19 protein-coding genes are annotated in these 24,160 nt (G+C 58.8%); 13 read left to right on the top strand and 6 right to left on the bottom strand.

The genetic code is table 11. From position 1 onward, the window contains the following. Nucleotides 1-206 (top strand): hypothetical protein (locus tag AC0L3D_RS18150; RefSeq protein ID WP_473645307.1); only part of this gene is annotated, 206 nt, incomplete at its 5' end. A gap of 113 nt (nucleotides 207-319) precedes the next feature. On the opposite strand, the gene AC0L3D_RS18145 is transcribed toward AC0L3D_RS18150, so the two are convergent. Both AC0L3D_RS18145 and AC0L3D_RS18140 read right to left on the bottom strand, forming a co-directional pair. Beyond that, nucleotides 320-637 carry a hypothetical protein gene (locus tag AC0L3D_RS18145; RefSeq protein ID WP_027151066.1) on the bottom strand — a complete coding sequence of 106 codons (318 nt, stop codon included), beginning with the start codon at nucleotides 635-637 and terminating at the stop codon, nucleotides 320-322. 145 nt (nucleotides 638-782) lie between these two features. Then, nucleotides 783-1,676: a branched-chain amino acid aminotransferase gene (locus tag AC0L3D_RS18140; protein ID WP_023799875.1), complete on the bottom strand. Its 894-nt coding sequence runs from the start codon at nucleotides 1,674-1,676 to the stop codon at nucleotides 783-785. A gap of 243 nt (nucleotides 1,677-1,919) precedes the next feature. Between AC0L3D_RS18140 and AC0L3D_RS18135 the strand changes: the two genes are divergently transcribed. After that, entirely contained in the window at nucleotides 1,920-2,453 is a 534-nt protein-coding gene (locus tag AC0L3D_RS18135) for a MarR family winged helix-turn-helix transcriptional regulator (protein ID WP_031255243.1), read from the top strand. After that, on the top strand, nucleotides 2,440-3,159 hold the full coding sequence (locus tag AC0L3D_RS18130; protein ID WP_023799877.1) for a response regulator: 720 nt from the start codon (nucleotides 2,440-2,442) through the stop codon (nucleotides 3,157-3,159). The genes AC0L3D_RS18135 and AC0L3D_RS18130 overlap by 14 nt, the downstream gene beginning before the upstream one ends. Before the next feature lie 44 nt (nucleotides 3,160-3,203). Here the strand turns inward: AC0L3D_RS18130 and AC0L3D_RS18125 are convergent, their stop codons facing one another. The 4 genes from AC0L3D_RS18125 to AC0L3D_RS18110 form a co-directional block, all read right to left on the bottom strand. After that, entirely contained in the window at nucleotides 3,204-3,809 is a 606-nt protein-coding gene (locus AC0L3D_RS18125; RefSeq protein WP_473645306.1) for a tyrosine-type recombinase/integrase, read from the bottom strand. Continuing rightward, complete coding sequence (locus AC0L3D_RS18120; protein ID WP_473645304.1) at nucleotides 3,806-4,300, bottom strand: hypothetical protein; 495 nt, start codon at nucleotides 4,298-4,300, stop codon at nucleotides 3,806-3,808. The genes AC0L3D_RS18125 and AC0L3D_RS18120 overlap by 4 nt, the downstream gene beginning before the upstream one ends. After that, nucleotides 4,297-4,578, bottom strand: a complete 282-nt coding sequence (locus AC0L3D_RS18115; RefSeq protein WP_473645302.1) for a helix-turn-helix transcriptional regulator — start codon at nucleotides 4,576-4,578, stop codon at nucleotides 4,297-4,299. The genes AC0L3D_RS18120 and AC0L3D_RS18115 overlap by 4 nt, the downstream gene beginning before the upstream one ends. A 752-nt stretch (nucleotides 4,579-5,330) precedes the next feature. Continuing rightward, nucleotides 5,331-7,244: a hypothetical protein gene (locus tag AC0L3D_RS18110; RefSeq protein ID WP_473645301.1), complete on the bottom strand. Its 1,914-nt coding sequence runs from the start codon at nucleotides 7,242-7,244 to the stop codon at nucleotides 5,331-5,333. Nucleotides 7,245-9,181: 1,937 nt separating this feature from the next. Here AC0L3D_RS18110 and AC0L3D_RS18105 point away from each other — a divergent pair. From AC0L3D_RS18105 to AC0L3D_RS18060, 10 genes are all read left to right on the top strand, one after another. After that, entirely contained in the window at nucleotides 9,182-10,231 is a 1,050-nt protein-coding gene (locus tag AC0L3D_RS18105; RefSeq protein WP_473645300.1) for a helix-turn-helix transcriptional regulator, read from the top strand. A 124-nt stretch (nucleotides 10,232-10,355) separates the two neighbouring features. Then, entirely contained in the window at nucleotides 10,356-11,519 is a 1,164-nt protein-coding gene (locus AC0L3D_RS18100; RefSeq protein ID WP_473645298.1) for a metallophosphoesterase family protein, read from the top strand. Next, nucleotides 11,516-14,131, top strand: coding sequence for an AAA family ATPase (locus tag AC0L3D_RS18095; protein ID WP_473645297.1), 2,616 nt, complete (start codon nucleotides 11,516-11,518; stop codon nucleotides 14,129-14,131). The genes AC0L3D_RS18100 and AC0L3D_RS18095 overlap by 4 nt, the downstream gene beginning before the upstream one ends. Beyond that, nucleotides 14,131-17,460 (top strand): TM0106 family RecB-like putative nuclease, encoded by a 3,330-nt coding sequence (locus AC0L3D_RS18090; RefSeq protein ID WP_473645295.1) that lies wholly within the window; start codon nucleotides 14,131-14,133, stop codon nucleotides 17,458-17,460. Before AC0L3D_RS18095 ends, AC0L3D_RS18090 begins: the two co-directional genes overlap by 1 nt. 4 nt (nucleotides 17,461-17,464) lie before the next feature. Next, nucleotides 17,465-18,133, top strand: a complete 669-nt coding sequence (locus AC0L3D_RS18085; RefSeq protein ID WP_473645294.1) for a hypothetical protein — start codon at nucleotides 17,465-17,467, stop codon at nucleotides 18,131-18,133. A 120-nt stretch (nucleotides 18,134-18,253) separates the two neighbouring features. After that, on the top strand, nucleotides 18,254-18,439 hold the full coding sequence (locus tag AC0L3D_RS18080) for a hypothetical protein (protein WP_473645292.1): 186 nt from the start codon (nucleotides 18,254-18,256) through the stop codon (nucleotides 18,437-18,439). Beyond that, the gene (locus AC0L3D_RS18075; protein WP_473645290.1) at nucleotides 18,440-19,189 is read left to right on the top strand and encodes an exonuclease domain-containing protein; all 750 of its coding nucleotides are present in this window, start codon (nucleotides 18,440-18,442) and stop codon (nucleotides 19,187-19,189) included. A 111-nt stretch (nucleotides 19,190-19,300) separates the two neighbouring features. Beyond that, nucleotides 19,301-19,540 (top strand): hypothetical protein, encoded by a 240-nt coding sequence (locus AC0L3D_RS18070; RefSeq protein WP_473645288.1) that lies wholly within the window; start codon nucleotides 19,301-19,303, stop codon nucleotides 19,538-19,540. A gap of 468 nt (nucleotides 19,541-20,008) precedes the next feature. After that, entirely contained in the window at nucleotides 20,009-22,756 is a 2,748-nt protein-coding gene (locus tag AC0L3D_RS18065; RefSeq protein WP_473645287.1) for an AAA domain-containing protein, read from the top strand. A 52-nt stretch (nucleotides 22,757-22,808) separates the two neighbouring features. Beyond that, nucleotides 22,809-24,155 (top strand): coiled-coil domain-containing protein, encoded by a 1,347-nt coding sequence (locus AC0L3D_RS18060; protein WP_473645285.1) that lies wholly within the window; start codon nucleotides 22,809-22,811, stop codon nucleotides 24,153-24,155. Nucleotides 24,156-24,160 lie beyond the last annotated feature (5 nt).

The following is a 24,160-nucleotide window of genomic DNA, read 5'->3' as shown; positions in this document are numbered from 1 at the left end:
CCCCCCCCCCCCCCCCCCCCCCCCCCCCCCCCGCCCCCCCCCCCCCCCCCCCCCCCCCCCCCCCCCCCCCCCCCCCCGCCGGGCCCCCCCCACCCCCCCCCCCCCCCCCCCCCCCCCCCCCCCCCCCCCCACCACCCCCACCCCCCCCGCCCCCCCCCCCCCCCCCCCACGGAAAGCCCGAAACCGCTAAAGCGCGTCGCGGCTGAATGGATTCATGCGACGCGCTTTAAGTTATTGTTTTTATGCATGTCGTTATCGCAAAACCGCTACGCACCCTCGGGTCAAGCCGGGGCATGCTTTTGCGCGACTTGCATTAAGCTTACTTCTTCGTCGCGTTCATGACCGCGCCGATGATGGCCGTCAGAATGGCGCCACCACCGGCACCGCCGAGGATGTTCTGCACATTCAGCGCGCTGCCCAATCCGCCCGTTGCCGCTGCGGCCGCAGCCGGATCGATCGTGCCGCCGCCGAGCAGGCTGCCGAGGATGGCCGCACCGCCGACGCCGCCAAGGGCGCCGCCGAGGATTTTGGTAAGCTGCCCCATTGCCGCTGTCTTGAGCGCGGCGCCCACCGCCTGGCCACCAATGACACCCATAATCACCTGAACAATGATCTGAAGAAGCGTGTTCATGTCCATATTGCCAGTCCCTCCATAGCTGCCAGCCTCCCGGGCCGACAGCATCATGAGACGCCGAACTGGACGAAAGTCAAATGCCGAGGTGCTTAAATAAAAGGGGCAGTCCGAAAACCGCCCCTACTTGTTAAAAAAGTTGTGACTTTCGTTATTCTGCGGCAATCGCATGCTTGGGTTGAACGGCTGCAGAATAGTCGTTCATCAGAGTCTTGGCGATTTCGCCCACCTCGAATCGGTATGGACCGATCTCTGAAACGGGGGTCACCTCGGCCGCCGTTCCGGTGAGGAAGCACTGCTGGAAGCCTTCGAGTTCTTCCGGCATGATGGTGCGCTCGATCACCTCGAAGCCGCGATCCTTGGCAAGACCAATGACTGTACGGCGGGTGATGCCGTCGAGGAAGCAATCGGGGGTGGGTGTGTGGATCTTGCCGTCCTTGACGAAGAAGATGTTGGCGCCGGTTGCTTCCGCAACCTGGCCGCGCCAGTCGAGCATCATGGCGTCGGCATAGCCTTTGGCTTCGGCGGCATGCTTGGACATGGTGCAGATCATGTAGAGGCCGGCGGCCTTCGATTTCGACGGCGCGGTGCGCGGATCGGGGCGGCGCCATTCGGCCAGATCGAGGCGGATGCCCTTCAGCTTCTGTGCCGGATCGAAATAGCTGGGCCACTGCCAGATGGCGATGGCGCAGTTGATCCGGCTGTTTTGCGCCGAGACGCCCATCTGTTCGCTGCCGCGCCAGGCGATCGGCCGGACATAGGCATCCCGAAAACCCTGCTTCTTTAACAGCGTGCGGCAGGCGTCGTCGATCTCGGCAACCGAATAGGGAATCTTGAAGCCGAGCAGGCGTGCCGATTCGTGCAGGCGCTCGCTGTGATCGGTCAGCTTGAAAATCTCGCCGCCATAGGCGCGTTCGCCCTCGAACACCGCGCTGGCGTAGTGCAGGCCATGGGTCAGCACGTGGATCTTGGCGTCGGCCCATTGGACGAACTCGCCGTTCATCCAGATAAAGCCGTCCATTTGGTCAAAGGGAACGGATGCCATGGTAACCTCCCGCGGGCGGCCGCCCGCACATTATCGTTGCGCGTTTCTTGTCAGCCGCACCGGGCGGCCGCTATCTCGAAGCGTAGGCGGATATATAAGGTCTGGCAAACACAGGAAGTTCCGGAAAAACGGCTTTCCCTTGCCTTTTCGTTCGCAATCCGCCGAAAAGCTTGTCAAAAATTACCATTGCCGGGAAATTACGTCAATAGTACTGACATAATTTCCCTTTCGCACGGAGAAATGATGACGGATCGCAGCCACCCAGCCGGAAAACCGATCAGGACGGCGATCACCGACGAGGACGGCATCGACTTTGCCATCATCGAACTGTTCTTCTTCGCCTATCGCGATTTTACCTCCGATCCGGACCAGATCCTGTCCGACTATGGTTTCGGCCGCGCCCATCACCGGGTTCTGCATTTCGTCAATCGCAGGCCGGGCCTGACGGTCGCCGAACTCCTCGACGTGCTGAAGATCACCAAGCAGAGCCTGGCGCGCGTGCTCAAGCAACTGATCGACACCGACCACATCGTCCAGTTGCAGGGTCCGCGCGACCGCCGCCAGCGCGAGCTCTATCCGACAGCCAAGGGCCGCGCCCTGGCGCTGGCGCTGGCACGGCCACAGTCACGCCGCATCCATGCTGCATTGGAAGATTCCGGAGCCACCGAACGCGCCTTGATCGAGCGCTTCCTGGAAGCGATGGTCAATCCGGAACTAAGGGCGCAGATCGACATTGTGCCCGCAAAAACGTCAGGGAAAAGCCATGGAGACCATTGAAAAGGTTGATCAACCGGCAGCACCGGACGACGATGCGCCGCATCTGCTGGTGATTGATGACGATACCCGTATCCGCAATCTTCTCAAACAATATCTGACCGAAAACGGCTTTCGTGTCACCGTTGCCGGAAATTCCGGCGAAGCGCGGCGCAAGCTCGCCGGCCTCGATTTCGATCTGCTGGTGCTCGATATCATGATGCCGGGCGAAACCGGCGTCGATCTCGCCAAGGCATTGCGGGCAACCAAGAACGTGCCGATCCTGATGCTTACCGCGCTGTCCGAGACCGACAGCCGGATCACCGGGCTCGAGGCCGGCGCCGACGACTATCTGCCGAAGCCTTTCGATCCCCGCGAATTGATCCTGCGCATCAACAACATCCTGCGCCGCGGCGGTCCGGCAACGACGCCCAAGGTCGAGCAGCTGGTCTTCGGGCCTTACACGTTCCAGATCGCCCGGCGCGAGCTCAAGCGCGGCGGCGAGGCTCTGAAGCTGACCGACCGCGAGCAGGAGATCCTGGCGATCTTCGCGGCCCGTGCCGGCGAAACGATACCGCGTCATGAACTTGTCGGCGACGAATCCGAAGTCGGCGAGCGCACCATCGACGTCCAGATCAACAGGCTGCGCCGCAAGATCGAGCGCGATCCGTCCAATCCGGTCTGGCTGCAGACCGTGCGCGGTATTGGGTATCGGCTCAGCGTGGAATAGCGCTTTACCAACGAAGCGTTTTCAACAAGTTAGGTGTAAAACTGTCAAACCAAGCTGTTTGGTTTGACAGTTTTTGTTCCCGCTCCGTGCTCGGCGATAGCATTCATCGCCTCGTGCGCCAGGCGCATCTGATCGACCGCGTCGGTGTAGCGAACGATCTCATCAAGCTTTTTGTGGCCGGTGATCGCCTTGATCTGGTGAGGTGTGCAGCCGGCTTGGGCAAGGCGTCGGCTACATGCCTTGCGCAGACCGTGCGGTGAAAGCCCCATGGCGCCGCTTGCAAGGTCCTCGCGCAGTCCAGCCTCGCGGACACAGACCCGGAACCAATTGGTGAACGACTCGGGCTGGAACGGTTTTTCGTATTGCGTCAGGAGATAGGTGAGGTTGTCCTGGGGCCGGGCATCGAGCGTGCCTTTGAGATATGGATGAAGCGGAATCGAGACGGCCGTGCCAGTCTTGTGCTGCCGAATGGACAGGACGTCGTTCTTGACGTGCTGCCGACCCATGCCAATTACGTCCAAGCGTCGCTGGCCCGTAAACAGCAAGAGGTCGAGGGCGAGCCGAGCACGAGTGCCCTCTGCGTGCGCCGCGTAGAATGCGACAATGTCCTCCTCCTCCCAGGTGATGAATCCGCCCGACTTGATTTTCATGCGCCGTATCCGGATCGTCGGATCGTCCTTTCGCATCCCCATGTCGATGGCGCGCGCCCCATCAGGAGCTTCATCATCTTCAGCAGTTCGTTGGCCGCGCCAGGATGTTCAGCCTTTTTGTCCATCATCTTGAGGACATGCTTGCGCTCGAGCTTGACGACCGAAGCAGTGCCGTAGGTAAGGCGGAGGCGCTCGAGGGCGTTCCGATATGTCTTCTGGCTCGCCTTTGCTAGATTTCTGAAATCTGCGCTGCCGTAATAGGAAAGGATCAGTGCCTCAAATGTGCCGGGCTGTATGCGATCGGCACCGATCATAGTCGTTGGCGCAGCCCTGCCCGCTTCCCACGCATTAAGTGCCGCGCTGTAGGCATCCATGAACTCCGTCGAATATGGAAGGCCTGGCAGGGTGGTGTTCGTGTGTCTGAAATAGTGCCGCGACCGGCCGGTTCGATCAATGAAGGCTTTAACGTGCTTCGGCAGTTTACGCTTCATTGGACGAGCCGATCCCACTCATTGTCGGAATCTTCAGATTCGGAATCTTCAGATTCGGAAATCCCGCTTAAGCCGTCGAGCGCCTTGTTGAGTGCGCGGACATCCCAGCGCTTGACACCACCCGGAAGCGACAACGGCTGCGGCATGATGCCGGCACGCACTAGCTTGTCGAAATAACCGATGCTGGCACCCACGAAACTGGCGGCTTCGGGACGGCCAAAGACCCGGCGGTCCGATGGCGGTAGCGCGTGTATAAGCCCGCAGGTGATCATCGTCATGGCAGAATACTCCTTCTGCTTGACGTTATAGCGCTATCGCCGCCGAGGAACTGAAGTTCGACAAAAAAGCTCAACTGCAGAAGAAACGATGCGAACGGCGCCGTGCCACGAGCAAGACGTCTCAGGCAAGTTGGATTTTCCAGCGGCCCCAGGAGCTCGCGTTCTCGCGGGTGGTTCGTAACCCAGCACCAGAGCTTCGATGTGCTGCGAGAGAGGATTGAACTCTGGTCCGCATAAACAAAATCAAGCACTTACAGAGAGTTTTGTAACATTGTGACGGACTAAGATGTGAGCGATCTGCTGATCAAAAAAGAAGCGTCGCGGCAATCAGGTTTGCGTCAATATGCTCGCCGTAGTAAACGCCTTTGCCGTCCTTGTGGCGCTAACGGAACGTCGCATATGCGCCGTGACGACGGGCAGCTAGCAATCGTGGCGTAGAGTGTGGACGCGCTTCCTTGCGCTAGAGAGGCCGGCCCGCCCTCATCATGGCGCGAGCAATCGCGGGCTGCCCCTCGAGCTTGGCGTTTTCCTTTTGCGTCATGTTGTCGGCGGCGATCAGCAGGCGTAGTGAGCGCATGATCGCCGCACGCGTCCAGCCAGCATCCGGATCGCCGGAAGTTCCACCCTGCATCTCGGCCGAATTCGGGACTTGGTGGCAACAGATGGGCAGACGTCCCGTGAAGCGGATGGTCTTTGGACAAGGTTGCCGAAGTAATGGTTAGTCGGCCGCGAACGCCCCACCTTACCTTCAGTCATTGTGCTGGCAACTTAAGCGTCCACACGTGAGCCGACGATTGTCCATGAACTGTTTCCAAGTCCAAATAGACCAGACCCTGCTTAGCTCCATTCGCAACTAGGTAATCGGTCATTTGTTTGAGTGGACTTGGGTCTCCATACTTGTCGATATGCTCTTTCCCAAAAGCCCAATGAATCCTTTTATCCAATGGTTTGACCAAGATAGACTCTTGGGGCCAAATTAAGAGGGACTTTCCGTTTTCAAGAAGAAGAGCGTATTTATGAAATATCATTGGATGAGTGGGGGTTAAATATACAGCCTTATTACCAGAATAGTTCTGCAACATCTTTAATTGTTTACCAGTGTCACCGTCCAACGCGGTGAAGAATGGATCCTCGCCATAGGCACGCCACAGATAGATAGTTTCCCATTCGAACGCGTTTACGGCATGGCCCGGTTCCCACACCGAAACTTCGTTCACCAGACCTAAGAACGCGATCAACTTCGTTCTATCCGGCTTCGCAAGAGCATGGCGGTGGTCTTGTGCGGTTCCGACGAGCCTGGACGAGGAAATTGTTCCTGGCTGGCCTTCCAGTTCAGGATTTTCAAATGGATCTGTCTTCGACCTTAGGAAGCCGTGATCGAATGCAAGAGCGAACTCTGACAATACGATTACGAGCATCGCATCTGAACAGAGTTTCTCCTGATCCGCAGCAGCGCTCAAGCATATGTTCTTGGCTCTCCTGTTTGCTGTCGCTGCATCCACCAAATCAGCTCCCGATTCCCATGTGCATATTCGCGGCAGCAATTCATTGTTTCGTGGTGCGCCATATTTCTCGATTTGTGGACGGCAAAAGCTAAGCCAGGTGTTGAACCTTAGAGCGGCCTCCTCTTTGGACATTCCCGCAACCCCTTCCATGGGCGCATCTGGCGAGAACAGGCCGCCAATCCGCATTATTCTCAGACGATCCAACTGTTCTTCCAGGCGATCAGACCGTGACCAAAAGGTCTGTCTGTTTTTCCAAGGAAGGAGTTCAAAATCTGGCACCAGGGAATCAGAATTGATAAAGCTGACGCTTTCTACGGCACCTTTGTCATCCTTTTTGGCGTTGAGCAGATTTTGCACTGCCACAAACATGGTTTGGAACGGTTGCTCTTGTGCATCCTTCATCGCGTCGGTAAACTCAGGCAGTCCCGTCACGCCATTAGCAGCCCTGATGACTGCATTGACGCGAAGTTTCAATGTCGAGCCTTCCTGTGACACGGCCCTGTCCCACCTTTGCGCAATTCCAGCATTAGCAGTGAAGCCAGCGTAGTTGCCTCCGATCTGGGCCTTCAGAGATCTAAACGCCGATTCTTTCGCGTTGGTAGACGCATACTGAAAATCGACAACCACCTGTATACGTATGGCTCTTCGAAGTTCAGTGGCGATCAATATCCCACATTGAGAAATGAAGGTGTGGGCTCCCTTACTTGCGAATGATCGACCCAACTTATTTAGCTCAACATTTGCGCCATACGCTTTGCCTGTGTCCACAACAGCCTCGACAATGACGCCTAGGGATCGATCATCTCTCCTGAATTCTGCCGATTTGCCCGCCTGCGAAGAAATCTTTGCTGAGACTCCTGCGACACCTATTTGGAAACCTCCGCCGGCTGAGAGCTCAGTTGTAAGTTTTGAAGTCTCAGTGTGACTTTTTGATTTGTTATCAATTGCAATAGTGAATGTGGTCTCGGCACTGTCGAGGTCCTTTCTGTCAGCGGTAAAGCAAGGCGCAGCTTTAGACCAGTCCGACCTCAGACCTTGCCCAATATCAATAAGTTCGACAGGGGCATCGACGCCGGCTGCAGCTCTAATTCCCTCGGCGTTGACTGCCGGCGCCAAGAACAATGCTATCAGGATCGCGATTGAGAATGCTGGCAGCGACATATCCGTTCTCCGCTTTGGCGACCTGAGTGACCTAGTTGCTAGTATACATCGGTCAGAAATCACCGCAGCGAAAAAAACGCGATGCTTGCTCACTGGGCGCGCTGGTCTGCCCCCCTTGTTGCGTATGGTTCCATTGGCAAAGCCGCTCCCGCAGGTCACGGAGTCTCCTTCCGAACGCATGTCATGGGCGGCCCGTCGCTGGTCGGAAGTGACGCGTCGAGATGGTCCGCAGCCATCGATGGCAACTGCGCGCGAACCCCGGATACACCGCCGCCCCGAAGAGCGGAGTTGGAGTCCGCGACCGTGAGCCGAACAGGCGAGTTGAAACGTATGCTGGAAGAGATGCGCGAGCGCTACGAAGAATAGCACCGGAGCCGGTGGGCTTTGTCACGGCAGTGATATTTTTCTGACGTGGTGGCGTTGATGACTTGCTGACGCAGCTCTGGAGTGACCAGTCTGTGACCAGGACTGGTGAACTGTGGTGTGATAGGTGCGCCCGAAGAGATTCGAACCCCCTGCGCGTCCAGCCAATGATAGGCGAGTAGCACGGGGCCAGTCACAGATCGGGCTGAAATTTTTATAAGGGCTGACCTAAAGCCTTCCATGCTCACTTCAGACAGAGTGCCGTAGCCGTCAATACTCAAATTTCGGCGTCTTTGCACTATCTCATCGTATGTCATGGCGGCTTCCGAGCTTTTTCCGGTCAACGGTCAGCTTAAGGGCATTTCTCGTGGATCTGTTGGCGAGGTTTCACTGAGCTAGATGCTCGTCGGCCAGTCCATTGTTGCGGCAGGTCCTCCCGCGTAGATCAATACGATTGGGCTGCTCCAGCCTTCCGTTCCTTGCACCCCGATTAGTTCGTATTGGATGCCTTCGTTTGTATCGATGTTCCTCAACACAACTCTGACCGGGGCGTCATCGGCGCCCATTATGTCTGCTGACCCCCAGTGCCTCGATTAATTCTCTCAGCGTCATGGCAATTACCCCAGTGCATTGATCGCTATTTCGACGGAAGCCCTTCTAAATGCCCGTGACTTGCCCGGGTTTGCATGGCCTGCGTGAGCATTGCATCAAACTGCTGGCGAATATCTTTCCGATCATTGATGGGCGTAGTCGTCCAGACGGCCCTGTCTGCATCGTGAACTTGGATGCCATATCCACTTGGCACCTTTCGCCTGACCACCGTCCCCGACGCTCTGTAGCCAAGTGTCCGTTCGCCTCTCTCAATCTTTCGCCTTCAACTCAATCGACCACTCCAGCTCCGGTGTGATCCTGCAACAGAACAAAGGCCCATCGTGTTTGTTCGACATCGTCTCGCTGCCTTCCTCTTGGGTCTGACTCTAGCGCCGCGGCTTACGGCGTCCTGCTTTTCGCGCCGATCCCAATATGTGTCGGCTAACAAACATGCACGCAGGCTAATGTAAGCGCAATATCATCTGCAGAATTAGTTTTGGGGAACGGGCCGTCGGCGCTTGCTTGCATTGTTGCACTAGGCGATGTTGCCGCTGGGCAAGCAATAACTGGGGGATGAAAACTGTGAAGCGATGTGTTTTGTTGATGTCGATGTTCGCTGGCGTGGCAGGGTGTGCCACACCCCCTGACAAGATCGCAGGTGTTCCGAATGCCGGCCCTTGCACACAGGCGGACCGAGAGCGTTTGGCCATCGTATCGAATCAGCAAAACAAGGCTGTGACCGGCGACGCCTTGGGCGTATTTCTTATAGGCGTGCCCGTCTCCTCTATGTCAGGAGGAGACCACGAAACCGAGATCGCAATTCTCAAAGGGCGCTGTGGCGCGCCAAAAACCTAGCGTGGCCAAACTGCCGCAGGCTACCGACGGATTGCCCTTAGCCGACAAGCCAGCGACGACCTTCGTTGGCATAAATTGACCGAGGCTGGCGTGCTCAGGGTTATCCCAATGATCATTGGCTCTTTGAGATGCCGCTCAAGGGCGCGCGCGAAAGTGGCTTCGCTGCTGTCAGCGACACGACCGGGGGTCACGACCACGCCATGACCTATTCCAAAGCAAGAGAGCTCCTCCGCTTGGCTGATTTCGCCTCTTCAAGGTTCCGCGGCGTCACGCTGACGGATATCTGTGAGCATTTCGAGGTAAGCCATCGAACAGCGCAGCGCATGACTTGGGCGCTCTCGGAGGCATTTCAACATTCGGTGGAGATTGCCGAAGATCAAACCAGGGAACGGCGCTGGATCGTTCGAGAGGTCCCACTCGCTAGATTGCGGCTCTCCGGTGACGAGGAGCTCGAGGGGCTTGAATTCGCGATTTCCCGCCTTCGCGAAAGCGGTGATTCAAGGCAGGCCCGCGCTTTGGCGAGCCTTCGCGACCGTCTTCTGGCCGCGCTGCCAGTCAAAGAAGCACGGCGCGCGGAAGCTGATGCGGAAGCGATGCTTGAAGTTCATGGAGTTGCAGCAAGGCCAGGTCCAGTCGTTGCCGTGGCACAGGCCGTAACCGACGCAGTGACCGCAGCGCTTCGCGGACCATACAGGCTTCGCTTTAGCTACAATGACAGTCTACGTCTTGTTGAACCTTACGGCGTTCTTCTCGGTGCGCGACGCTACCTCGTCGGGAGGCAACCCGATAAAGGGCTGAAGCTTCGGCATTTCCGCTTTGACCGAATTAGAGCGGTCGAGGTGACGGACGAATGGTTTGCGCGAGACTTCGATTTTGATCTTGCAGCCCACGCGGCGCGAGCGTTTGGCTCGTTCCAGGACGACAGCCAGTTCGGTGAGGTCGTGTGGCGCTTCGCTCCAGAAGCGGCCGATCGCGCCGCGGAATGGCGATTTCATCCCAACCAGCAAGTGCGCCGGACTGTCGATGGCGCACTTGAGGTGCGGTTTGAGGCCTCTGGCTGGCTTGAGATGGCGTGGCACCTTTACCAATGGGGAGATACTGTCGAAGTCATCAAACCCAAAGAGCTCGCTGATATCGTTCACGTGGCCCGAAGGGCTGATTTTGATGCACTTCCCTGATTAATGTTCACAGTTTGTTCGATAGTTCAATCCCCTTCAACGTTCGTCAACGTTCGGACCATCCCCCTCCATGACAGCTTCTGACACCCTCGCGTGATATCTCATGTGAATTCGGATCGCTCTTTTGGCTCCGGCTCAATCTGGCTCAGGTGATCTTCGCATGTTTCGTTTCATTCATTCCTCCGATCTGCACCTCGGTCGCAGGTTCGGCAACTTTCCGGAAGACGCGCGCGGTCGCCTGGTAGAGGCTCGGCACGCGGTGATCGGACGTCTAGCCGCTTCCGCACAAGATCACGGTGCAAGCCACGTGCTGCTTGCAGGAGACGTTTTTGACACGGAAACGCCTTCTGACGCCGTTTGGCGTCACGCCCTGGCTGCGATGAGCTTCGCACAAGGCATTCAATGGTGGATTCTTCCCGGGAATCACGACAGCCTGGCCGCTGAGGCTCTCTGGGGTCGCGTGCGCACCCATGCGCCGACAAACGTCCATCTTCTTAGTGCGCCGGAACCAGTCGAAATAGCGCCGCGCGTGGTTCTCCTGCCCGCTCCTGTGCCTCGCCGCTTTCCCGGCCGCGATCTGACAGAGTGGATGCCCCTTTGCGCTACTCCTGAGGACCACTTCCGGATTGGGCTGGCACATGGCGGGGTTCTTTCATTTGGGTCCGAGGACGGCGGGGCCGAGATCATACCGCCCGATCGCGCCAAGTCTGCTCGACTCGACTATCTTGCGCTTGGTGATTGGCACGGACTGAAGCAGTTCGGCGATCGCACTTTCTACTCTGGCACGCCCGAGCGCGATCGATTCAAGCACGGCGGGCCCGGCTCTTGTCTCGCTGTCACCCTGATGGGTCCGGGCTCAGTGCCCCAGGTCAACGCCATTCAGACCGGCCAGTTCGACTGGCGGGAAGCACCACTTGCTCTCACACCTGCACAGGATGCAGTGGCTGCGCTGGAGATGCTGCTGCCGGCCGAAGGCAGGGCGAGACGCGACATGCTTCTCAGAATTCGAGCCACTGGTTGGCTGAGGCTGCCAGCGCGCATGGCTCTCGCGCGTGCCGCAGAGCTCGCAACGCCCGAGTTCTGGCATTTCGAATTCGACGATGCAGATCTCGCCACCGAATGCAGCCTGGAGGACCTCGATGGAATTGCGTTGAGCGGCGCGCTGCGGCTGGCGGCCGAAGGTCTCCATCAGAGGTCTGAGGACGCGGCAACGAATCCCACGGATCGGGCGATCGCCGCGGCGGCACTTAGGCGCCTTTACAACTATGTGCAGGGAGAGGCCCAATGAAGCTCGTCGCGATACGTCTCGATAATGTCCGACGGTTCACCGACACCGTTGAGATCACAGGTATCGGCACCGGACTGAACGTCCTCTCGGCCCCGAATGAGAGCGGCAAGTCGACCATTGTTGATGCGCTCCACGCGCTCTTTTTCAAAGGCTACAGGTCGTGGGACAAAGAAGTTGCGAGTCTTGCGCCGCATGCCGGTGGCGATCCTCAAGTGGCGGTCGAAATTGAAATCGGCAACAGCCGCTTCAAAGTGGAAAAGCGTTGGAGCAAGACGCGCAAGGGCGAGGCCAAGGTCTTTCGCGACGCGCACCTGATCAAGCAGGCGGACGATGCCGAGACATGGCTCGCCGAGGTGCTCAAATCGCCTAGGGACGGGGGGCCGGCCGGCCTCCTCTGGGTGCGGCAGGGCTTGACGAGTCTCGACGAAGGCGAATCCGCCCACTCAGCACGGCGCGACTTGCTCTCTTCAGTCACCGGCGAGGTCGAAGCAATGACCGGCGGGCGCCGCATGGACGCGACGCGGGACCGTTGTCGGCGGGAACTCGACCGCTACGTGACCAGCAGCGGGAAAGCGAGAGTTGGCGGTCCACAAAAGCTCGCGGAAGACGAGGTCTTGGCGCTCGATCTGCAGCGCGAAGGGCTCGTCGGCAAGGCGGCCTCTCTATGCGCGGAACTTGATCGCCGGCGTAATCTAAGGCGCGAGCTCGCTAGTCTCGAAGACGGAGAGCAGGATTCGGCAAGGATGGCGCGGCTCGCAGAGGCGCAGGCCGTCCATGACGAGGCATCCCGTCATGCAGAAGCGCTTGAGCGTGCGATTGAAACAGAAAGATCGAAACGCCTTGAGATGGAACGAGCCCTGGAGAGGCTTGCGACAATCGGGACCGCGCTTACCGAAGAAAGGGCTGCCAGAGCCGCCTTTGAGTTGGCCATCGCTGACGCCGCCATCAGGGACAAGGGGCATCGTGAGGCTGAGGCTGCGTTAGCCGAGGCGAGAAGGAGTTTCGACAAGGCGTTCTCATTGGCAGAAACTGCCTCTGATATCTTTCGAAGGGCACTACGTGCCCAGACAGGCGTCGCGACAGCCGAGCGGCGAGCGGAGCTTGCGCTTCGACTGACCCAGGCTGAAGGCTTGCGGACGGAGCTTGAGAAAGCCGTAGCGGACGCCAAGGTTGGCCTCACGGACAAGGTGCTGCGTCAATTGGAGGACCGGGCTGGAGAGGTCCGGGTTCTACGAAAGGCACGCGAGATCGAGGCCGTCGCACTCACGATGAGGTATGCCGTCGGACGAACAGACGGTGTCGCGCTCGACGGTCAGCCGTTGCCCGATGGAAATCGTGTGGCAATACCCGATGGCGCCACGCTCGAGATTGACGGCATTGGATGCCTAACTGTCCATCCCGGTGCACAGTCCGCCGCCGATACGCTTGCGGTAGCCGAGAAGGCGCTTGCCGACGCACTTGAAGCGTCTGGCTACGAGAACATGGAGACCGCGCGCGCGGCCGCGCATCTCCGGCTTGAGGCCGAAGCGCGACGCCGGAATGCTGAACACGAGTTCAATGGAGCGGCGCCGAATGGGATCGAAGCTTTGCGGGAAAGTATCGCGCGCCTGCCTGAACCCGTCGAAGCGGAACCCGAACTTCCGAGCGCAAAGGAAGCTCAGGAGGCCGAAGTAGCAGCGAAACAGGCTCTTACAGACGCAACCGACACACTTGAGAAAGCCCGTTCTGCGTTCGAAATTGCGCAGACTGCAGCCGCCCGCGTTGCCGCAGCTGCGGAAAGCGCAGCGGAGAGGGTCTCCAGGGCACGCTCCGCGCTCTGCAGCTTCGAAGATGCCGAGGCCGAAAAGACGAGCCTCACAAACGAGCTTGTCGGGCATCGGACCGCGTTGGCCGAAGCGATTCGACAGCGCCAGGCGATCTTGGCTGTGGCGCCTAATCTCGAAGCAGCGAAGGCTGGGCTACAACGTGCACAATCGGTCATCACACGCGTCGAACAGGACCGCCAACGCATTCGCGTTGATCTCGGAAAGTTGGATACGGCGATCGACATGCATGCTGCGGAGGCCGTCGAGGAAGAGCTTGCCGACGTTGAAATCCGACTAAAAGCAGCGAGGAGGAGACTTAATGAGATCATGTTCGAGGTCTCGGTCCTGCAGACGGTGGACGAGGCGCTTGAATCCGCTCGAACAGCTGCACGTGACCGCTACGTTGAGCCGGTCCTGAGGGAACTCACGCCACTCATCCAACTGCTCTGGCCCGAGGCCGAGCTTCGCTTCGACGCCGAGAAAGTCCTGCCGACGGCTCTGGTTCGAGCCGGGACGGAGGAAGACTTTGACATCCTGTCGGGCGGCACTAAGGAGCAAATAGCGCTTCTCGTGCGGCTGGCCTTTGCTCGAATGCTGGCGAAGTCAGGCAACCCCGCACCAGTGATCCTCGACGACGCGATCGTTTACACTGACGACGACCGCATCGAGCGCATCTTCGACGCCTTGACGCGGCAGGCCCAAGATCTGCAGATCATCGTATTTTCGTGCCGACAGAGAGCCTTCCGAGATCTCGGAGGCCGGGGCCTAGCAATTGTAGGACAGGAATCTTTGTTGGATGCCGCGTAATGAAACGCGACGGGAATGGGCTTCGCCTATCGGCCTCAGATTTGATGCGGTTCACGGCCTGCTCGCACGCTGCACGCCTAGACCTTGCACATCTCGCAGGCGAGGGGCCGCAGCCGGCGGATGACAGCGAAGACGCGGCCCTACTTCAAAGATATGGCGACGCGCACGAAGCGGCCCATCTCGTGCGGCTCGAGACGAGCGGAAAGCGCGTCACCAAAGTTGAAAAGGATGGGATCGCCTTCGATGATGCTGTCGAAGCGACCCTCGACGCTCTTCGAAATGGCCCGGACATTGTTTTCCAGGGAGCACTAGAAGGAGGCATGTGGGGCGGATACTCCGATTTCCTCGAGCGGGTTGATTTGCCCTCGAAACTCGGAGGATTTTCCTACGAAGTTACAGACACCAAGCTGAAGCGCAAACCTGCCCCGGCTCATGTCTTACAACTCGTGCTTTATTCCGACCTGCTGGCAACCACCCAGGGCCGTAGTCCAGAACGAGCCCACGTGGAGCTTGGTGACGGCACGCGTTTCAGTTTCCGTCTCGCGGAATATGCTGCGTATGCTCGCGCAGCGCGAGAGAGGCTCGAGTCTTTCGTTGTCGAACCAACGAAAACCCGACCTGTGCCTTGCGCAACTTGTAATCTCTGTCGCTGGCGCGAACATTGCGCTGGAGAGTGGGAGCAAGGGGACAGCCTTTTCCGCGTTGCAGGCATGACAAGAGCCCAGGTGGAAAAGCTTGAGGCAACCGGCATCACAACGATGGCCAATCTCGCCCAACAATGTGGCCGCGTGCCGAAGATGGCCGAGGCGACACTCGAAAAGCTTAGGACTCAGGCAGCGCTGCAGCAAGAGCGGAAGAGTGCCGAACCGACCTATGCTCTGCGGCCTCCCCTTCCCGGCAAGGGCTTCGACCTGATGCCCCGGCCCCATCCGGGCGATCTCTACTACGACATCGAAGGTGACCCGTTCTATGCTGAAACTAACACCGAAGGCCTCGAATACCTACACGGCGTCTGGGATGGGAAGGCTTTCAAAGCATTCTGGGCTCATGATTTTGCGGAGGAGAAGGAGGCGATTGTTGGCCTTTTTGACCTCTTCGAGCAGAGCATAGCGCAGAACCCGCAAGCTCATATCTACCACTACGCATCATATGAAATCAGCGCGCTTCGCAAGCTCGCCACTCGGCATGGCGTCGGCGAAGCGCAACTCGACCGGTGGCTGAGGGAGCGCCGTTTCATCGACCTCTATGCCGTTGTTCGGGGAGGCGTCTACGCATCCGAACCATCCTATTCAATCAAGGATATGGAGGCTTTCTACGATCTTTCCCGCACAGGCGAGGTGACGACTGCAGGGGGATCCGTGGTCGCTTACGAGAAGTGGCGTGAAAGCCGTGACGCCGCCATCTTGGAAGAGATCGAGGACTACAATCGCATTGACTGCGTCTCGACGGAACGGCTGCGCGATTGGCTGCTCGAAATCCGGCCGGACGGGCGCTGGCTGGAACTCGGCGAAGGCTTCACCGAGAAGTCTGTAGAGGCCGAAGCCGAGGTCGACGATCTCGCCGAGTTGCTGCGCGAATCCAGCCTACCCGAGGACCGTCGGCGGCTCTTGTATGACCTCGGCGTTTTCCACTGGCGCGAGCGCAAACCTGCTGCGTGGGCTGTATTCGACGCCGCTGCGAAGGATTTCGAAGAGCTCTGCGATGATATGGAATGCCTTGGCGGTCTCGTCGCTGACGGGCCGCAACGGCCGGTGAAGAGGTCGAATGAGCGAGATTACCGATATCCGCCACAGGAGACGAAGCTAAGGGCAGGCAAATCCTCGCAGTTTGCTCTCGAAGTCGGTTTCGGACAGGTCGACATCACATCGCTTGACCGGGGTGCTCGCAGGGTAACGCTGAAAATGGGGCCGAGCTCCGGCGAGGCGCTCCCGGACCGTCTTGATCTTATTCCAACCTTCGCACGAGACGCCAAACCCATTCCCTCCGCTGTTCGCAAAGTTATCGAGGACCAGTGTAGAGACCGCGCGAACACGGCAGCCGAGGACCTCCTCTCACGCAATCCGCCGCGCTTCAAAGTTGCATCACCGCTTCCCCTGGAGGCGGCAGATCCCCTCCGAGGAACTATTGCAGCCATTCGGGCGATGGATGCGACTGTCCTGCCAGTCCAAGGCCCGCCCGGCACAGGCAAAACGTATGTCGCCGCGCGTGCCATCCTGGCCCTCGTCAAGGACGGCCATCGCGTCGCCGTTTCATCCAATAGCCACGAAGCCATCCGCAACGTCCTGATGGCCTGCGTAGATGCGCTGCGCGATGACGCCGACGTCGGCCTGACACTTGCGCAGGTCCAGCTCGCCCACAAGATTGGATCCGACACCGGCGAGGCACCGATCGGCTACGAGGCCATCGCCAGTGTGCGGAACAACGACGATCCTGCACTTGAAACAGCACAGGTAGTCGGCGGGACAGCCTGGCTGTTTTCGAGGGACCAACTTGAGGGCGCGTTCGAATACCTCTTCCTCGATGAGGCTGGGCAGGTTTCTCTCGCAAATGCGGTCGGAATGTCGAATGCGGCGAGGAATCTTGTCCTTGTAGGCGACCCACGCCAACTCCCTCAGGTAATCCAGGGAGCGCACCCTGATCCGGCAAATCTCTCTTGCCTCGACTGGGTTCTCGGCGAAGGGCAGAACGTTGCGCCGGACCGGGGGATTTTTCTTCCTGTCACTCGTCGCATGCATCCCAAAGTCTGCAGCTTCATTTCATCGCAGTTCTACGAAGGCCGGCTGCATCCACACGAAACGACGTCGCGGCAAGCAATCCATTCACCGGGCCTGCCCAATGCCGGCGCGTGGCGGATTCCGGTGATCCACCAAGGACGCGCACAGGAATGTCCTGAAGAGGTCAGTGCAATCCGTGAGAAGATTGACCTCCTGCTTGCCGGAAAATGGACCAACAGTGACGGTTTGGTGCGCCCGTTGCGGAAGGACGACATCATCGTTGTCGCCCCTTACAACGCGCAGGTGAACGCCCTAGCCGAAGCTTTGCCTGACATCAGGGTAGGAACCGTCGACAAGTTTCAGGGGCAGGAAGCGCCAATTGCCATTGTCTCAATGACTGCCTCTTCCGCGGAAGAAACATCCCGCGGCATTGAGTTCCTCTTTTCCCGCGAGCGGCTCAATGTCGCCGTGAGCCGCGGCAAGGCACTGAGCCTGGTATTCTTTTCGCCTCGACTCCTGCAGACGGCGTGCTCGACCGTCGAGCAAATTCGTCTCTTGAACACGCTCTGCGCACTTCCCGACATGCCTACAGAATGGGACGAACGGACGGAATGAGTCGATGAAGGACACCGCAACAGCCCGCCTTAAATTCGAGACGCTCAAGGGAAAGCAGCGTCAACTCCGGGCGGGTTTCCCCGAGCATTTCGGCCTTCGCGTCCACCGGTCGATCAGTTGGATCGGACGGGCTGAAGCCGAAGCCAACGATCCCGCTGCGGCGTTCCTGTTCCTCTGGATCGCATTTAACGCCGCCTATGCAGACGAGCGCGACGTGCGAGGTGAACGTGAGGCATTCGCATGGTTCTTCGGAATGCTCCGCGACCTCGACAAGGACCGCCGCATCTATGACACGGTCTGGACTCGCTTTCCCGGACCCATCCGGCTGTTTCTTGAGAATCGCTTCGTCTTTGGTCCGTTTTGGTCCCGCCAGAACGGGATCGACGGTTACGACGACTGGGAGCAACGATTCAATGCCGCAAGGCGCGCCTTCCACGGCGCGCTGATGACCCGCGATACCGCCAGTATCCTGTCAATGCTATTCGACCGCCTCTATGTGCTCCGCAACCAGCTCGTTCACGGCGGCGCAACTTGGAACTCGAGCACCAACCGCAACCAACTTCGTGACGGCGCCGACATCCTTGGGTTTCTCATCCCGATCATGATCGACATCATGATGGACAACTCAACCGAGGATTGGGGACGACCATTCTATCCGGTTGTTGAGAATTAGACCCCTGTTTACGCCGACAAAGGCACAACCGCCCGCAACAAATTGGCCGCGATGAAACAGCTGAACCGGGGGACGCTCTTGGAAGCCAACCCAAAAACTAAGCCTAGGGAACACTCGCAGATGAACACTTTGAGCTACCAAGTGCGCCATGAGGACTTCGGAGACGGGCTTGAGACTTGGGCGATCTATCTGACAGCGAAAAACGAGGAAACAGGTCGTTCAATTTCGACCCATGTCCGGGACGTGAGGACCAAAGACGCCGCCCTCGACGTCATCGATTCGCTTGGCGGCTCGAAGGCGACCTGAATGCGATTCTGGAACTGGTTCAATACTGTGCACTGGTCGAACTCCCAACTTCAGCCGCAGCCAAGCGTTCCCTCGGATTCGTCGGCCTTTGTGCTGTCTAAGCCGGTAGTTGATGAACCGCAGATCACCCCGATGCCGCCGGCCGTGAACGTTTTCTATGCTGCATCGGGGTCCGCTATTGATCGCGGCCTTCGCGACATCATCTTCGATCTTGAGACAACGGGAACATCCGGCGAAGACCGGATTATCGAGATCGGCGCCATCGAGCTGATCAACCGGGAGCCTACGGGTCGCGCCTATCAGACGCTCGTAAACCCCGAAGGTCGAAAGAGCCATTGGGCGGCAGAAAGGAAACACGGCATCAGTTCATCAGAACTGGTCGGTCAGCCGCCCTTCGCCGCGGTGGTGCCAGGCTTCTTGGAATTTGTCGGCGGGGCGACGCTGATTGCCCACAACTGCTTTGGCTTCGACCGACGAATGCTCAATGGCGAGCTTGAGCGCGCTGGATTGGCCCAGATTCCAGCGGATCGCTTTCGCTGCACGCTCGAAATGGCGCGTTCGAAGTTTGTCGGCAGTTGCTCGCTCGACGCGCTGTGCGATCGTTTCGAAATCGACCGCAGGCAACGCAACACGCATAGGGCGCTGATCGACTGCGAACTCCTCGCGATAGTGTATGCCAAACTCGACGCGGCAGCCGTCGATCCGGAAGCGACGGCAAGAGCGGCGCCGTCTAGTGAGAGAGATGGTTGAGGATATGCGAGCCGGTGTCACCGAACTGGCGGCAACGTTGGATCGCAAGGATCTCACGGAGACGATACGCTCAGAAACGTCCGGAGATCGCCTCCCAGGGTCGGCAAGAGTTTGACTGCCGAAGCCATCGACGCTCTTCAAGCAAGCGGTGTCGGCGCCTGGTGCGTCCAGCGACTTGACGAACTCTCTGACGATTTCGACAGGCTTATGGACGACATCGCTTCTCGGCTTGGCGAGTTGGAGCATGAAATGAGTTTGGCCGAACTGAATACTATTACGACGCCAGCCACATCTTTACGCAACGTCGCTGAATTGACCGCAAACAAGTTGTCGGCGATGACCATCAAGTGATACTGTGGAGACGGGGGTCGATGTCGAAAGCGCCAGACGACCAACGACTTCGAAGGGGTTTCATTGCTTGACCACACAATTAGGCGGCTACTCGCGCTTTACCCGCGAGGCGCCACCGACGATCAGCTTGTCTGGCGGTTGAGGTCGTCCGGGCTACGCATCGGTGCGTCCGAGATGCTTGCCGGATTGCTCTCTCTGGCCGAGCGCAGAGAAATCGTGCGGGCGCGGAACGGGCGATGGATGGCGGTCTCACAGTCCGCGATTGCTGCACCAACGACGGGGCCCAACCCCAGCGCCAACAACGCTGGCGCAACAATTCTTTACTCGGTTCCTGCCGCCTGCAGAGCAGTAGATCCCCCTCCTCCTTCGGGAATTGCCGAGTCGCCTACAGTCGCGTCTTTGCCAGATTGGGCGACGCTCCTTGGCTACTACGCTGCGACACAACGGCAGGATCCTCGTGGCCAGATAGTGGAATTCCCTGACCGTCATGCCGTGAGCTGGCAACTTCTTCGCAGTTCGGGCCATTGGTGGGAGGACGCCGAGGTCCGCGTGGCAATGGAGTTGTTGCCGGAAAGCTTCCGGGAGGCACTTGCTCGCCGGACAGTTCGGACGGCTGCGGTGGGATGGCCTGTTTCCATCTTTTCGATCGCCGAAGGCCCCGCCTGTATACCTGGTCTGCTCCTGCCAGCTGACTGGCGAATCGAAGGGTCAGATCTGGTGCTGAATTTGGAGGCCGCACAGCCGACCGTAAACCCAGCGTGGTTGAGGGAGGTGCGGCGCAACTCCAGGTGGAGCGAAAGCGCGCTGCTCGACACCCTTTTTCCCGAGGGAGATGAAAGCGACCTCGCCGCCGTGGGTAGCCGGATGAGGCACGCTCTAGCAACGTTGGGCGGCGCGCAGCTACGTCCAGCTGATCTCGCGCCGGAGCTGGCCGTCCACGGCACCGGTCTGCGAAATGCGGCGGCCTTGTTCCTGATCGAGGATGGGACATTCACCAAAGGAGCAGCTGACGATCTTGAAGCTCTTCGAGCCTGGTCAACTGAAATGCGTTCCGGCACTGCGCTGGCGGAGTTGTTCGCGCGGGATGCCAAGAGCCCCGAGACCTCAGAGGTGGCTGTCCTCTCGCCGACCAACTTGACTGACAGTCAGTTGGAGGCAGCGGAGGCGGCGCTGCAAGGGCCTTTGACGGTAATCCAAGGCCCGCCCGGCACCGGCAAGAGCCAAGTCATACTTTCCCTCATTGTTTCGATTGTGATGGCCGGTCGGAGCGTGCTGTTTGCGGCGAAGAATCACCAAGCGTTGGACGAGATTGAGCGACGTTTGAAGGAGATCGTCCCCGCGGTTCCCCTGTTGGTTCGAGGTCGCGATGCTGACGGCGATCGGAATACAAATTTCCTTAATGCGCTTTTCGATATCGCTGGTGGCGAAGCGAGGAAGCCGGCTGATGTCGATGGCATCGAGGCTGCACGGCTCGCCCTACTCAATTCCGCGCAATCGGCGGCGGCTGACCGTCGGCGGATGCGCGATCGAACGGCCCTTCACCTAGCGCTATCTGAGCTTGCCGATCGGCATGAGCTGATCTGCCGCCACCTTCCCGACGGGTCGGCAAGACGACCTCGCATTTCATGGGTGAAACGCGCATTGCTGTCCCTGCATCGGTTACTGGGCCGCTCAGTCGATCTTACTATTCCGCTGCCCGATCTTGTTCCACTTGCTGAACTAAATGCGCGAATAGCCGAGGTGCGGCGCAGACTTCAAAAACTTGACTCGCGACCGATTGACGACAGCAAAGGAGACTTCGACCCGGCCGTAGGTGCCGTTGAAATCCGCTCGTTCCTGCCAAGATGGGCGGCCGTGAAGACGCAGGCAGGAGAGGCAGAGTGGTTGCGGATATCTGAGCGCGCCAAGGAAATCCAATTTGGCAACATCAAAAGCGCGCGAAGAATGATGCCGGAAGACGCACGCGCAGTGCTTGAGCATCGCCCGGTTTGGGCCATCAGCAGCCTATCAGTCCCCTCTCGCGTGCCGCTCATTCCTGGCCTGTTTGATTACGTGATCTTCGATGAATCGAGCCAGTGTGATATTGCTTCAGCCCTGCCTCTCTTGGCGCGGGCGCGCAAGGCTGTCGTCGTTGGCGACCCGATGCAACTGCGTTTCGTCCCAGCGTTGGGCATCGCCACCGAGCACGCTCTTATGGACGCGGAACGCATTCCGCAACAGGGACGGGCGTCGATTGCGCAAAGCATTAATTCGCTGTTCGATTTCTGTGGGCGCCAGCCAAACGCACGGCGTTTGTTTCTGCGAGATCAGTTTCGCTCAGCGCCGGAGATTGTCGATTATCTGAACTCCGATTTCTACAGCGGCAAGCTCATAAGTAGGCGAGAGGATGATGCCTTCCGCCCCCCGTCTGGCTACAAACCCGGATTGGTATGGGAAGATGTTGCGGGCACCGCCAGCAGACATGAGGGTGGAACCATTAACAAGGCCGAGGCGGAGCATATCGCCACGGTTCTTCGCCGAATGGCCAATGACTTAGAGTTCACGGGCACGGTCGGAGTGATTTCCCCATTCAACGCGCAGGTGGCGGAAATCGAATTCAAGGTCCAGGGCCTCCTGACGATGAGCCAACGGGAGCGCCTGTCGCTTAGGATTGCGACAGTGGACAAGTTTCAAGGCGGAGAGGCCGATGTAATCCTTTTCTCGCTTGTGCTTGCCCCCGGCTGCCCTTCCTCGGCTCGAACCTTTTTGCAAAAGGAACGCCGGAGACTGAACGTGGCAATTAGCCGGGCTCGCGCGCTCTGCATTGTAGTGGGGGATCTCTCTCATGCTCGGTCCTGCAACATCAAGCACATAGAATACCTCGCACAACGTGCAATCACTTCTTGGTCGCCCCCGCGCCCGCCCTTCGACAGCGACTGGGAGCGCAGACTCGACACCGCGATGCGAGCGCGAGCGCTTCAGCCCATGCCACAATACCCGGTTGGCTCACGATACCTCGACTTCGCGCTCGACCCTCAAGGGGTCAAACTCGATGTCGAGGTGGACGGCAGGCGCTGGCACTTGGATGCGGACGGAAACCGGAAGGTGAGCGACCGGCTACGGGATGCCGAACTTCGTGCCCGCGGCTGGAAGGTGCTCCGCTTCTGGGTTCACGAATTAGCGAATGATATGGAGGCATGCGTTGACCGGATTGAACATGAACTCAGGCGCGCCTGACTCAGCCCGAGACCAAGCCGCTCCAGTCGGCGGTCGGATATGGATCGCTCTCGTGGCGATGCTGGGGCTGGCCGTAATCGGATTGAATCTGGTCGTCTTCACAATGGTGCAGGGTGCCCAGCGCGTCGCAGAGAGTCGCGAGACTGAGTTGCAGCGCCGGACGCTGATTGTATCGGCGACGGAGGAGCGAAAAGGTGAGTTGGAGCAAGCTATTCGCAGCCTCGATGACAAAAGAGTAGAAGCTCAGCGCGCAAAAGAGGATGCCGAAAGGAGTGCCTCGGACGCTGACAAGATAAAAGGTGATCGCGACAGGGCCTTGGCTGAATTGAACAAGGCACGATCCGACCTTGCCGAGGCAGAAAGAGGCCAGGACGCGGCAAAGGCTGCCGAGGGCAAAGCCAAGAGCATGGTTACCCAGCTGAATGCGCAGATCGAGAAATCTACCGACGATCTGACGCAGAGTGCTCAAGAGCTCAAAAAATTGGAAGCAAACCTCGCAGAGGTGAAGGACGAGATTTCAGCGGAGGATCAGTCGCGTTCGGATGCCGAGGCAAAAGCCCAGAAGGCGCGCTCCCACGGGGCTACGGCTGAAGGTAACCTCGAAAAGTCGAGAGATGAACTCGAGAAGGCCGAGAGCGAACTCGCAGCCGTGAAAAAGGACCTAGCTGAGAAACAGGCTGCCTTAAGCGGAGCGCAGCAGATGTTAGCAAATGCTTCGGCCGCTGCAGACGAACAAGGGCAGCGGACCTCCGAGGCCGAAGAGAAGGCAAAGGCTGCCGAACAGAGACGCGCCGCCGCAGAGACGCGATTGGCGGAAGGTAGCTCGAATGAGGCTACGCTCAATGACCGCTTGGCGAAGCTGAAGGCCGATGCTGCGGCTGCACAAGTTCAATTGGATGCGCAGCTTGCCTCTCTCGACAAGGTCCGAGACGACGTAGCTCAGCAAACCGTAGCCTTCACTCGACTTCAGGTGGAGGTAGAGCGACTGCAGTCGCAGAGTGCCGCTGCCACGCAAGATGCTGCGACCGCGGATCAGGCAGCTGCGGCGCGGATGGCGGCAGAGAAGGAATTGGCGAAGGCGCAAGGCAATCTGGTGGGGGTGAATGGCCAGCTTGCTAGCGCACAGGCCGAATTGGCTCGCACGAGAGCACAGATCGCAGACACTGCAATGGACGCAGAGGCGGCGGCCAAAAAGGCCGAGATCGCGCGGCTTGAAGCCGACAAGATGGCGTTGGAAGCAAGAAACACCCTCGAAAGCCTGAACAGCGAAATTGAAACTGCAAAAGCCCATTTGGCGGAGGTCAAAGTCACCTCCCCTGAACAAATTGCGACACCTACGACCGACCCCGGTCCGGCCGCCACGGACAATTCCGTGCCGCCGCGCGCAGCGAAGGAATGAGGAAA

The organism is Mesorhizobium sp. WSM4837 (assembly GCF_055811435.1).
The sequence above is the reverse complement of the archived record's forward strand: the minus strand, read 5'-3'. Positions and strand labels throughout refer to the sequence as shown.